8 protein-coding genes are annotated in these 13,270 nt (G+C 46.1%); 5 read left to right on the top strand and 3 right to left on the bottom strand.

Annotation, left to right across the window (positions count from 1 at the left end; genetic code table 11):
- Nucleotides 1-50: 50 nt before the first annotated feature.
- Entirely contained in the window at nucleotides 51-1,676 is a 1,626-nt protein-coding gene (locus tag ACOJRU_RS02685) for a methyl-accepting chemotaxis protein (RefSeq protein ID WP_421133517.1), read from the bottom strand.
- Between the two features lie 437 nt (nucleotides 1,677-2,113).
- Here ACOJRU_RS02685 and putA point away from each other — a divergent pair, with 437 nt between their 5' ends.
- Complete coding sequence (gene putA / locus ACOJRU_RS02690; RefSeq protein ID WP_421133518.1) at nucleotides 2,114-5,911, top strand: bifunctional proline dehydrogenase/L-glutamate gamma-semialdehyde dehydrogenase PutA; 3,798 nt, start codon at nucleotides 2,114-2,116, stop codon at nucleotides 5,909-5,911.
- A gap of 62 nt (nucleotides 5,912-5,973) precedes the next feature.
- On the opposite strand, the gene ACOJRU_RS02695 is transcribed toward putA, so the two are convergent.
- Complete coding sequence (locus ACOJRU_RS02695) at nucleotides 5,974-6,576, bottom strand: TIGR04211 family SH3 domain-containing protein (protein ID WP_421133519.1); 603 nt, start codon at nucleotides 6,574-6,576, stop codon at nucleotides 5,974-5,976.
- A gap of 230 nt (nucleotides 6,577-6,806) precedes the next feature.
- Between ACOJRU_RS02695 and ACOJRU_RS02700 the strand changes: the two genes are divergently transcribed.
- Both ACOJRU_RS02700 and ACOJRU_RS02705 read left to right on the top strand, forming a co-directional pair.
- Nucleotides 6,807-8,312 (top strand): inorganic triphosphatase, encoded by a 1,506-nt coding sequence (locus ACOJRU_RS02700; protein WP_421133520.1) that lies wholly within the window; start codon nucleotides 6,807-6,809, stop codon nucleotides 8,310-8,312.
- Nucleotides 8,313-8,348: 36 nt separating this feature from the next.
- Nucleotides 8,349-9,431 (top strand): DNA mismatch repair protein, encoded by a 1,083-nt coding sequence (locus tag ACOJRU_RS02705; RefSeq protein ID WP_421133521.1) that lies wholly within the window; start codon nucleotides 8,349-8,351, stop codon nucleotides 9,429-9,431.
- Nucleotides 9,432-9,506: 75 nt separating this feature from the next.
- On the opposite strand, the gene mutH is transcribed toward ACOJRU_RS02705, so the two are convergent.
- Nucleotides 9,507-10,178 (bottom strand): DNA mismatch repair endonuclease MutH, encoded by a 672-nt coding sequence (gene mutH / locus ACOJRU_RS02710; RefSeq protein ID WP_421133522.1) that lies wholly within the window; start codon nucleotides 10,176-10,178, stop codon nucleotides 9,507-9,509.
- Nucleotides 10,179-10,291: 113 nt separating this feature from the next.
- Here mutH and rppH point away from each other — a divergent pair, with 113 nt between their 5' ends.
- Together rppH and ptsP are read left to right on the top strand one after the other, a co-directional pair.
- A complete protein-coding gene (rppH, locus tag ACOJRU_RS02715; protein WP_421134698.1) occupies nucleotides 10,292-10,837 on the top strand; it encodes an RNA pyrophosphohydrolase in 546 nt (181 codons plus the stop codon).
- Between the two features lie 42 nt (nucleotides 10,838-10,879).
- Nucleotides 10,880-13,171, top strand: coding sequence for a phosphoenolpyruvate--protein phosphotransferase (gene ptsP / locus ACOJRU_RS02720; protein ID WP_421134699.1), 2,292 nt, complete (start codon nucleotides 10,880-10,882; stop codon nucleotides 13,169-13,171).
- The last annotated feature ends 99 nt before the right edge of the window (nucleotides 13,172-13,270 follow it).

Consider the following 13,270-nt stretch of genomic DNA (forward strand, 5'->3'; position numbering starts at 1 on the left):
CGAACTGTCACCGCATACCCAACATGGTATGCGGTAACAAGCACGAACGCCTAGTCCAGTTTGAAACTCTCTGCGATGGCCTTTATTGCCAAGCAGCTTGTCCGCAGTGATTGACTGGCGCTTGCAAGTTCATCTGCGGTTTTTAAGCTGTCGTCTGCGGCGCCCGACAGCGCGTTAATCCGCACATTTGCTTCATTAGCAGCCTCTGCCTGTTGTTCGGTAGCCCGCGCAATTTCACTGCTCATGCTAGCAATTTCGGTCATTAATCTGTCGGCTTCTTGCAAATCCATGTTTGCTTTATTCGCATTGTCTACCGTCGTTGCCGATGCCTGTTGGCTGCCTTTTACTGCATTAACCGCCGCTTTTGCGTGGCTTTGCAGCTTTTCTATCATTGTCTGAATTTCGTCGGTACTTTGCCCAGTACGACTTGCCAAGGTTCTTACTTCGTCAGCCACAACCGCAAAGCCTCTGCCTTGCTCACCGGCGCGGGCGGCTTCAATCGCTGCATTAAGCGCAAGCAGATTGGTCTGTTCAGCAATACCTCGTATTACGTCAAGCACAGCACCTATACTATCGGTTTGTGCCGCAAGTTCGGTCACTACGGCACTAACGCTTTCAATGTTTGAAGTAAGCGATTGAATATCTGATACAGTACTTTCAACCACTGCGGCACCGCTTTGTACGTTTTGACGCGCACCGGTAGTACTGAGTTCTGCCGCATCGGTGTTTTGACTCACATCCTTTATCTGTGTTGTCATTTCTTCCATAGCGGCAGCAACTTGCATCATGTTTTCATTTTGCGTATGCGCCTGTTTGTTGCTGTTTTGACTTACGTTATCAACCAATTCAGCTTGTTCTGTCAGCGCTTCAATATTCGCCCTAATCCCAAGAAGCGATTCGCGCATTTTTTCAGTGTATTCGTTAAAGTAGCGCGCAAGGCGCGTAACTTCGTCTTGCCCCGTCTCTGGTAGCTGGTGAGTTAAGTCGCCTTTGCCTTTGGCGATATCTTTCATTCGCTCGGTTACCTCTTGAACGGGCTTAACGATACTGCCTCCAATGAAGTAAATAAGTGCAATAACTAAAATAATACTCACAGCGCAAAACATAATCAGCACGTTGCGAAGGTGTGCGTATTCTTCATCTAAATGAATCAAATACATACCCGAACCTATCGTCCATCCCCAAGGTTTGAACGTTTTAACGTAAGATATTTTTTCGATAGGGGTGTCGTCGCCGGGGAAGGGCCATACATAGTCGACGAAACCATCACCGTTGCGTCTTGCACTATTCGCCATATCAACAAAAAATGCTTTTCCATTTGCATCTTTAAACGAGCGAAGGTCTCGACCATCTAACTCAGGCTTGATGGGGTGCATAACCATGGTTGGGGTATCGTCTTGGATCCAAAAATAATTAGTGCGGTCATACCGCAGCACTTTGACTGCATCTAGTGCGAGTGCTCGCGCCTCATCTTCTGTAATATCGGTACGGGCGGCAAATGCATCAAGCATGGTATGGACTACCTCAACAAGATGTTGGTTTTCCTCGTAAGACTTGGTTTTTAAAGCATCGTAATGCCGGTCTAATACCACTGCAGTAAGCACAATCAGTAGCATGACGATAAGGGCTACAATAATGCCTAATCGCTGAATCAAACTAAATTTTCGTAACCACATGATACGGTTTCCACCTGATAATTATTGTTAATTGTGTCCTTGAATGTATGGGGTAAAGCATCCTTATCGCTATCATCGACTGTTGTTAACGATTTGTTACTTAAAGATAGTTTAAGTTTCGAATTTTGGAAAAAAAAGGGGCAGCGATGTGGGTATTAAACAAAAGAAAGGCCCACGTTGAGGTGAAAAGAAAACGTTCCATTTGTTTAATCGAAAAGTTAGCAGGTCGGGCTTTTCGTCAGATTGTTGTGTGCTACTATCCGCGCAAATTTTAGCCCTGTCATGATCTTCATCCTAAAGTATAGAGTTAAAATAATAATAAGAGTTAAAGAGGCAGAGTTCTACTTTGCTTGTTTTATGAGTGTTTCCATGTAACCGTGACCAAGTTCGCGGCGGAAACGCTTTACAGTTACAGCTATTTCTAAGAAAGGGTTGCAATGCTCATTAACGACACACTTCATACAATTTCACCTCTACGCCAGCGCATTCGAGATTACTATCGCATTAGTGAATCTGTGGCCGTGGATCAAATTCTTCCCATTGCTGAGGTAAACCCTCGGGCACGAAGTCGAGCATGGGAACGAGCACGAAAAATGGTGCTTCAAATTCGCCGGGAACAAGAGGGTCACGGTGGCGTTGATGCGCTTCTCAATGAGTATTCATTATCGACAGCTGAAGGTGTGGTACTGATGTGCCTTGCCGAAGCATTGTTACGTGTTCCCGATAGAGCCACTCAAGACGAGCTTATTCGAGATAAGCTGTCGCAAGGGCAATGGACACCGCATTTAGGTAACTCCGACTCGTTGTTTGTTAATGCATCTGCCTGGGGCTTATTATTTACAGGCAACATGGTGAACTATGCCGATAAGCGCAAAAAAGAGCAGTTCGGACTGTTAAAGAAAACACTCGGACGCCTTGGCGAGCCCGTTATTAGACGTGCCATGAATATCGCGATGCGTGTAATGGGCCGCCAGTTTGTCATGGGCGAAACCATTGAAGATGCCGTTGAGCGTGCGAAAGATAAAGAAACGAAAGGGTACGTGTACTCTTACGATATGTTAGGTGAGGGCGCTCGCACCATGCAAGACGCCGACCGATATTATGACGCGTACGTCAAAGCCATCAAAGTCATTGGTAAAGCCGCTAACGGGCGTGGGCCAAAACGTTCTCCTGGCATATCGGTTAAACTATCAGCTATTCATCCTCGATTTGAATTTTCTCACCGCGAACGTGCGATGGAAGACATTCCGCCGCGTTTGAAATCGTTGTGCCTCATGGCAAAAGAATACGATATAGGGTTGACGGTTGATGCTGAAGAAGCAGACCGCTTAGACTTGTCGCTTGATATCATCGAATCGGTATTTAGAGACAGCGACTTGCAAGGTTGGACAGGGTTTGGCCTTGCCGTTCAGGCATATCAAAAGCGCTCAATCCATGTTATCGAATACTTACGAGCGCTTACGGTAGACGTCGGCCGTCCACTGATGGTGCGCCTTGTTAAGGGGGCATATTGGGATACAGAAATTAAGCTAACCCAACAAGCCGGCCTTGAAGAGTTTCCAGTATTTACGCGTAAATCGTCTACGGACGTGTCTTATCACGCTTGCGCAAACCGCTTACTTGAATATCGCGATACTATTTATCCGCAATTTGCGACACATAATGCTTACACCGCCTCGGTTATTGTTGAATTGGCCGGCGATGATAAAGAAGGGTTTGAATTCCAGTGCCTTCACGGCATGGGAGACACACTTTACGACCAAGTAGTGTCAGAAGACAAAATTCAATGTCGTGTGTATGCGCCAGTTGGTGAACATGAAGACTTACTGGCATATCTTGTGCGTCGATTACTTGAAAACGGCGCGAACTCGTCATTCGTTAATGCCATTGTCGATGATGAGAAACCTGTGGAATCCCTACTTGAAGACCCGGTAGAAAAAACACAGCGTTTAAAAGTACGTTACAACAAGCTGATCAAAACGCCACGCGGTTTGTATGCCCCAGAGCGTGACAATTCACGAGGGTTAGATTTAACCGACGTCAATGCAGTAGGGGCGTTAAGTCACGAGCTGGCCCGTTGGAAAGAGTACTACACCTTTTCAGAAGTACTGCCCGAGGGCGCTACGGCGGTTCGTAGTCCAACCAATCATAATGACATTGTTGGTTATCACCATTACGCCACCCCTGACGAAATGCAACATGCACTTGATGTGGTTAATACCGGCTTTGACGCGTGGTCTAAACGGGATGTAGCTGAACGTGCAGAAATTTTAAATCGCACTGCCGACGCGTTAGAGCGTCATATGGCCGAACTTATCGCCATTTGTATGCGTGAAGCGGGTAAGATTGCGCAAGACAGCATTGACGAGGTGCGTGAAGCCGTCGATTTTTGTCGCTATTATGCGGTACGAGCACAAGAACTGTCTGAGGATCAGCGTTTGCTTCCTCGTGGTGTTGTGCTGTGTATCAGCCCATGGAACTTCCCGCTGGCCATTTTCTTAGGCCAAGTTGCTGCTGCCCTTGTCACCGGTAATACCGTAATTGCAAAGCCTGCCGAGCAAACCAGTATGATTGCTCAACGCGCTGTCGATATCATGCAGTCGGTTGGGCTTCCTGAAGATGCATTAAAACTCATTGTGTCGCCGGGTAAAGAGGTGGGAGAAACACTACTTCCTGATGAACGCATAAAAGCGGTTATGTTTACTGGCTCTACGCAAACCGGGACACTGATTTCACAAGTGCTCGCAGAGCGTGGTGGTGAACAAGTACCGCTGATTGCGGAAACCGGTGGTCAAAACTGTATGATTGTTGACTCCACGGCACTACCTGAACAAGTTGTCGACGACGTTGTTCACTCAGGATTCCAAAGCGCAGGACAACGATGCTCAGCACTTCGAGTGCTGTTTGTGCAAGAAGATATCGCTGACGAACTTACCGATATGTTGATTGGCGCGATGAAAGAGTTAACCGTCGGTGACCCGACAAGGCTTGCGACCGATGTTGGCCCGGTTATCGACGAAAAAGCGTTGAAGAGCCTGACAGATCATCAAAGCGCAATGGAAAACAAAGCACAGTTGTTATACAGAAATGACTTGCCTGAAGAGTTTGAAAATGGAACTTTCTTCCCGCCAACGCTATACCAAATTGATAGCATTGACGTCTTGGAAAAAGAGGTATTTGGCCCCGTTGTACACATCGTTCGCTTTAAAGCCAATCAGTTAGACGCTGTGCTTGAGCAAATTAACGGTACAGGATACGGGCTCACTATGGGCATTCACTCTCGTATTGAAGAGCGTGCAAATGAATTGGCAGCCAAAAGTCGCGCAGGTAACGTTTACATTAACCGTAACATGATTGGCGCCATCGTTGGTGTGCAGCCGTTTGGTGGGCGAGGCTTATCAGGTACAGGGCCAAAAGCGGGTGGACCGAACTATTTAACGCGTTTGATGGTAGAACGCGCTACGCCAAAACCTTCTCAGGTTGAAGACGTCGAATCAACAGATACGGCACTGGTTGGTGATGAGAAAATAGAAGAACGTGCCCATATTATGATGGACAAGGCGAAGGACGTTGAAACACAGTGGCGTCATATGGCGCTTAATGACCGTATTTCAATGGTACGCCAGCTGCTTGCTAAGATTGCAAAAGTAGATATTGTTGACGACCTTGCCGACGATTTAAATCGCACACTAGCAACGGCTCGCCAACAGCTTATCAGTGTAGAGAAAAAACTCGCAAAACCTCAGACACTTCCTGGTCCTACAGGAGAGTCAAACAAACTCTATCTTGAACCAAGAGGCATACTGGTTTGTTTTGCGGATAAAGACGTAACATTTGAATATTGGATGTTGTCAGTCGTCACTGCATTAGCAACGGGCAACCCCGTTGTGTCGGTAGTGTCTGAAATTTTCTACGACGAAGCCGTTGAAATTCAAAATAAGTTCGAGGCAACCGGGGCACCTAAAGGTGTGTTTCAAGTTGCTCGCCTGGCGCACTTCGATACGTTATTAATGGACGAAGATTTAGCCGGGGTGGTGGTTGATTCAAGCACCGAACGTACTGCTAGGATTTCAGCGATGCTGTCATCTCGTGAAGGTGCTATTTTACCGGTCATTACCGCCGAGTATAACGATAAGCTTATACAGCGTTTGATGACAGAGAAAACAATCAGTATCGATACTACGGCATCGGGTGGAAACACATCATTGATGACACTGGTAGAAGACGACGAATAGCGTTGTCCGTAATACAAAAAAGCCCAGAGAATGTCTCTGGGCTTTTTTTTAAACCTAAACGGCTACATCCATTCGTTACTGCGGCGCTTTCTTTTTGGTAAATACGTAAGAATAATACCCAGTAAAATACCGGCACCCGCCACCATTCCGCCTCGCGTGAACCACATCATCATTTCATCTTTATCGGCACTCGCCACTTGTTCGGTTAATACCGATATCTTACTTAGCTGTTCCTCGTTTTGCTGTGTAAGGGTAGAAACACGTTGACGCGACTCGTTTAGCTGTTGGCGCAGTCGTGCGTTATCACGTTGAGCAGTCTGTAAACTCGTTTGGCTTTGCGCAAGCTGCTCACTCAGTATAGGAAGTCGTTCTGCTTGAGACATGGTGGTAGAAACAAATTTACTTTCTACCCATCCTTCTCTGTCATCCTCGTCTTTCACTTTTGTATAGCCGGTTTCACTGTTCGCCTCTAATACAGCAATAGGTGAACCGGCCTGTATCGACCCTAAAATACGGTAGTTTCGAGAAGGGCCTGTGTGCATAAAGATAAAAAGATCGTCACTGATGTAATGTGAAGATGAGGCTTCTATACTAGACGTATCTTGAAGTGCAGACACATTGAAAGCGCATGCAAAAAGGCCAAGAGCTAACCACTTACGGATCATAAAAATTCCAATTACTCGTTGTAAACATAATGATGGTATTGGTTGACCGCACTAAAGGCAAGTTAGTTTCATTTTTGTCTTAGACACATAGGTATCAAAAGCATTCCTTTGCGTAATACGTTGTAAACCGTTAACGCTAGGCCAGAATGATACTTAGCCTGCGTGTTTCATTGCCAAAAACGACGTTCGAAGGTAAGGTTGCTCCATAATCTGAAGTACACAAAACGACAATGTCAGAAATAGAACTTAAGTTTGTAACGCACCAGCATGCTCATCGGCCTTTTACACAAAATGTATTGCCTTTATTTAAAGCGAATAATGTCGTTGTGCTATCTCACCATGAAATGCGCTTAGAGAACGACTACTACGACACCTCAAACCTAACGTTTCAGAACCATAAAATGGGCTTTCGCGTACGCGGCTGTGATGGGCGGTATGAGCAAACCCTTAAGACGAATGGAGTGGTTAGTGGTGGGTTGCATCAGCGAGCGGAATATAACGTCGATTTAGACAGCCCAACGCCAGATTTAACGCGGTTTAGCGCTGACGTATGGCCAAATAATTTCGATATCTCCACAATGAATGCTGAGCTGTCTCGCCAGTTTAGTACACACTTTACCCGTCACGCCTATCTGGTAGAAATTGATGACAGTGAAGTGGAGATTGTGTTGGATTGCGGCGAAGCAAGCACCGACAAAGCACGTTCACCCATTAATGAAATAGAGTTAGAACTAAAAAAAGGCGAGGTGGGTAGCCTCTTTATCTTGGCATCGTTAATAAACAAAACGATGGATGTACGTTTAAGTGATGTATCGAAAGCGGCGCAGGGGTATCAGCTTCTTCATGGGTTTAATGAAAAAATTCGCCCATTGCCTGCATTTTTATCGTTACCGGAGAACACCAGTACACAGGACGCCTTTATTTTGGCAGTAAATGCGGCACTAGCGCATTGGCAATATCATGAACACCTTTTCATCGAAAGTGGCTCGATAAAAATGCTGGGAGAAGTGGCAAAAAGCGTGCGATTACTATTACAAAGCGTGTCGCTTTATTTACCCGTATTACAATGTGCACAGATGCTTTCACTGCATAAAAAACTGATTGCACACGTGCAGCAGTGGGCATGGCAAGACGATTTGCAGAGCTTGCGTTATTTGCTGTCCAAAAAGAGCATGTTTCACAAAAATTTAAGTAAACACCCCGCCATTGTAAGTTATCTTCAGGGGCGCAAAGCTGGGTTACTGCATGCCCACGATCCAAAAAACCTTTTTTACGATAGTGATGCTACCGAAATTAAGTTGCTGGCGATTGGCCTGATGAACAATAGGCCTTGGCAGCATGAAGCTACCGGGTACGAGCTAGATGTGCTTGATCACGCAAAAGGTTGGTTATCGCAAGGGTGGCAAACTGTACAGCAAAGTATGCCAATTAATAAAATGATGGCGCCTGCAAATTACTCTTCGGTTGAGGTACTGTTAAGACAAACCTTGTGGAGTGGTTTTCTACTTGGCGACTTGTTCGTTGAAGAGCGAGGTAATTTTCGCGCGCCGTGGTTGGATTTACTGACCGGCATCGACGAGCTAAATGCGTTATTAATGTTGAAGCAAGCGGTCCATGATGCAGATGATGAGTCGCACGATGAGCTAACCACATGGACAAATACTAAACTCAGTACGCTGATAAAGGTGATGGAACGAACGCGCAACGTAGCAATGCGCAAAGAAATGTATTGGTAGTATCGCGCAGTAATAGGCGATTAAAAGGATGTTGTTATGACAGTTAGCGGGTCTGTTTACGATTTTTTCTTATATGCCATGGTCGGCTTCTACGTCGTTGCACTTATTCGACTTGCGGCTAACTGGCACAAGCTTAAAGAAGCGCGCTGGTTAACCATTGGCGCAGCATGTTGGCCAGTGTTTATGCTTGATGAATGGATAAGGCTAGCAGAAGCGAGTTCGCTAGCATGGTCGTTAGGGGCAACCGACGTTTTTGGCGTCATGCTACTGTCGTGTTGTTATCGCTTCATTAAATCAATGCTTATCATTACGCCCTCAAAACGCTCACGGCTGTTTTGGCCTGTTGGAGTTACCGCAGTATTTCAGTTGTCTATTCTTTTAATGCCGCTACACGAAAAGTCGCAATGGCTGGTGGGGTCGCCGATAGGAGAGCCTCTCTTGCTGTGGCCTGCGTATATCCCATCGCTGGTGGCAGCGTTTAGCATATTGCTTATTGGTATTTTAGTGACAGAGCATATACAGCTATACCACCGATACCTGCCCTATCAAGTTGTCGATGTAGGTGAATATAAAATCCCGCGATTAGCCGGGCTATTAGGTAGCACTGTAGGGATATCGTTTCTAAATATCTTGTTAGTCACTGCCGCGATGTTTGGGTTTTTTACCATCCCATTTTGGGAAAGCCTTTATCATGTGCTTATTGGTGCGGTGCTGCTTGTCGTTCTACTAACATTAACGTCGCCACGTAACACCTCACCGTCGCCACTTGATTACGACAGGTTTGATAAAGGTGAAGAGACGCCTGCAAATATTCGGCAGGTGTTGCAGCAGGCTGAAATCGCCGTTATCAATACAAAGGCTTACAAAGATATGGGGTTAACGTTGCAGCAATTTTGTGTAAGTAATGATATCGATCCGACATTACTTGCCATCGCGCTTCAGCTAGAACGTAAACAAACGTTTCGCAGTTTCATCTATAAATACCGCTTAGATTATGCAAAGAACGTATTACTTAACAGTGACGCGAAGGTAGCAAGGGTCGCAAAGCGACTAGGGTTAGACTCAGAGAAGTTTTTGAGCGACTTTCTGGTAAAACACTTGCGTCGAGGCTCAAGATAACGAGGCATAGATTTGCCCGTCAACTGCCATGTATGAGTTTTTCCCACGATAGCAGAAGCTAGGCGCTAACGGGGGTTACGTATGCTGGAATAAAATGTTTTGCGTAAAGTTTTTACGCAAATAAAAGCCTCGTGGACGCGTTTTAATTTTATTGCCTTCAGGCCCTAACGCGTCGGTAAGTACGCTGCCATTTGCGGCTTTCGGGCGCATGTGTAGTGCTTCACCTTGTTTAGACGTGATTGACTCCACGTGGCCGGTCAGTACTGCCTCCGTTAACTCTTCCCAATCTGCTCGTAGTAACCCATCCTCCTGTTCGCTCGGCTGCCATAAGCACGGTGACGCCACGCGCCGCTGTGCCAGTGGAATGCGCCTATCGCCCTCAATAGGTAACCACAACACCTGTTGCAGCTTATTTCGTACATTCGAGGTTTCCCACGTAACGCCTGGCGCCATAATCAGCGGCGCATAACAAACATACGTGGTTTCAAGCGGGCGAAAGTGCTCATCAATAGGAATGGTTTTAAGTTCAATACCCAGTTCGGGAAAGTCTTGTTGGGGTTTCGACCCTGCACTTGCACCAAGCCAGCGCTCAATAAGCATTCCAGGCCACCCCTTGTGTCGCTGTAAATTGGCCGGTATAGCCACATTCGCCATCTCAGCAAGCTCGCCTAACGATAAGCCACCAAGGTTATTACAACGCGCTAAAAGCGCCTCGGCTGAAGAGGGGGGAGTCGATGGTGGTTGCATACAATTCACTATTTTGGGGTTTGAGACCGTCCTAAGAAGAATAACACTATGATTGGAGCATAGTTTGTGGAAGAATGAAAACATATAAAAATACTGCGTGCCCGGGAGTCTATGTGATAGATGCCGATGGATTCCGTGCGAATGTGGGCATAGTGATTTGCAACAAAATGGGTCAAATATTTTGGGCAAGGCGTTATGGTCAACATTCATGGCAGTTCCCTCAAGGCGGAATTGATGAAGGGGAATCTGCTGAACAAGCCATGTACCGCGAGCTTCACGAAGAAGTAGGGCTAATGCCCAAAGACGTCACTATTCTTGACGTTACGCGGAATTGGTTAAGATATAAGTTACCGAAGCGTTTAATACGCCAAGGTAGTAATCCCGTTTGTATAGGACAAAAACAAAAATGGTTTCTGCTGCAGTTAGAGTGTAACGAGCAGGACGTAAACGTATTAAAAACCGGGCATCCCGAATTCGATGATTGGCGATGGGTAAGCTATTGGTATCCAATCCGAAATGTTGTTTCTTTTAAACGTGATGTTTATCGCCGCGTAATGAAAGAATTTTCACCTGTGGTTATGTCGGTACAACATCGACCTCCCCACCGTCAAAATGCTGCGCCTAATAATAAGCGTGGGAAAAAACGAAGACGAGGGTAAGCAAAAGGGGGGCCTGTGAGCACAGGACGTAACAAAGGAGCCATGCTAACAACGTTAAAGCGTATCGTGCAGGAAATGAATCAAATTCCTGCGCTCGATACCGCATTGTTTCGCCTTGCCTCCCGGGTTAAGCAAACCTTAGACGTTGACTCGTGTTCAATATACCTTGCCGATTATGAAAGACAAGATTTTGTCCTAAAAGCAACCGACGGCCTCGACGTTGATGCTGTCGAGCACGTGCGAATAGGTTTCTCAGAGGGGCTTATTGGCCTTGTCGGTCAACGTGAAGAACCCCTCAATATTGCTAACGCGCAAAAACATGCCCGCTTTAAACATTACCCAGAAGTAAAAGAAGAAAACTACAACGCATTCTTAGGCACGCCTATTATTAACCAACGGCGAGTGCTGGGCGTAATTACCCTTCAGCAAAGCGAGAAGCGCCGTTTTAGCGAAGACGAAGAAGCCTTTCTCGTTACGCTTGCCGCCCAGTTAGCCCTTGAAGTGACCAATGCCGACATGCGTGGTGCACTTAATTACTCGGCCACCAATGAATACACTATTCAGCAAAAAAATGTCACCGGTATTGCAGGGTCTCCCGGGCTCGCTATCGGAAAAGGGTTTGCGCCAGATAAATCGGTCAATCTTAAAAACTGGGTAGTTAAACGCACTAAAGCACCAGCGGAAGAAATCCAACGATACCGGCTTGGCGTAGAGGAAACCCGTAAACACGTCGACAATCTTTCAGAACGGTTGGATGATGGTATTCCAGACGACGTTAAATCTATCTTTCAGCTATATCACCACCTATTAGATGCTAATAGTCTAGGTCGAGAGGTTGAAGAAAAAATTAAGCAAGGTTGGGATGCTGCATCATCATTGAAGATGGTGGTAGAAAATTACGCTGCGCGCTTTCAGGCCATGGACGACCCGTACATGCAAGAGCGTGCCATTGATATTGTAGATTTATCAGATCGCATTCTTGCCAATATTTTGCTTGCTGCAAAAGGCTACAAAGTAAAAGAAAAATATGCGGTAGAAGACAGCATTTTAGTTGCTGAAGAAGTCTCCGCGACCATGTTGGCAGAATTCCCGCGAGATAAATTAAAAGGCATTATCTCTATTCGCGGCTCGAACAACTCTCATGCGGCCATATTAGCCAGAGCCATGGGCGTGCCGGCAGTTATGGGGTGTCAAAATGTTTCACCCGCGTTATTAGAAGATAAAGAAATACTGGTTGATGGGTATGCGGGTGAGGTTATAGTTTCACCCGATAGAAACATAAAAAATGAATTCATTCAGTTAATAGAAGAAGAGTCGGCGATAACTGAGCGCATCGACGCTGAGGCCGGACAGCCGTGTGAAAGTATCGATGGATGCCGAATGTCTTTGTACATCAATGCCGGGTTATCGGCACAAGGAGAGCTTAGTGCAGAGAATATCGGTTCAGGCATTGGGCTATATCGAACTGAAATTCCATTTATGCTGCGAGAGCGTTTTCCGTCAGAGCAGGAACAAGTGGTGTTGTACCGCGAGGTCTTAGAATCGGCGCCTGAACTGCCCATCACCATGCGCACGCTCGATGTGGGGGGAGACAAGCCGTTACCGTATTTCCCTATTAATGAAGAAAACCCTTTCTTAGGCTGGCGTGGCATTCGGCTTACACTCGATCATCCTGAAATATTTCTTGTGCAAGTTCGTGCTATGCTCCGCGCAAGTGTGGGGTTAACCAACCTACAAATAATGTTACCGATGATTTCTACGGTAAGCGAAGTGCAAGAAGCAAAACGACTTATCAATCAAGCGTTTTACGAAATCAGCGATGAAGTGGTCGAAAGTGGTGAAACACTCGAAAAGCCCAAACTGGGGATTATGTTAGAAGTCCCCTCGGTATTGTATCAACTTCCACAACTTGCCAAGCATGTTGATTTCTTTTCAGTGGGCAGCAATGACCTCACGCAGTATTTACTTGCGGTTGATAGAAACAATACGCGAGTAGCGAGTCTGTACAATAGTTACCACCCTGCGGTGCTTGGTGCACTGTACGACATAGTAAAGCAAGCTAACCAAAATCAGGTACCCGTCACAATTTGTGGTGAAATTGCAGGTGAACCCTCTGGCGCTATTCTGTTAATGGGAATGGGCTATAGAAAGTTAAGTATGAATGCGTTCAACTTACGTAAAATAAATTGGCTGATACGAAAAGTAACATTAGAAGAAAGTCGCGATCTACTCGCGTTGGCGATGACCTGTGAAACACAAGAAGAAGTATTTGGTTATTTAAATACCTTTTTGGAAGAGAAAGGCCTGGGCGGGCTTATTCGAGCTGGCGCATAATGTTAACAGACTGGGATTGTTGGTCGTTGCTCAGCATGAGAATTCACCCTGTCAATGTAGCCAACACCGCAATCAGGATAGTAAATCGTATTAACCTAG

Source organism: Alteromonas algae, from assembly GCF_049117195.1.
In the GTDB taxonomy this organism is placed as follows: Bacteria; Pseudomonadota; Gammaproteobacteria; order Enterobacterales; family Alteromonadaceae; genus Alteromonas.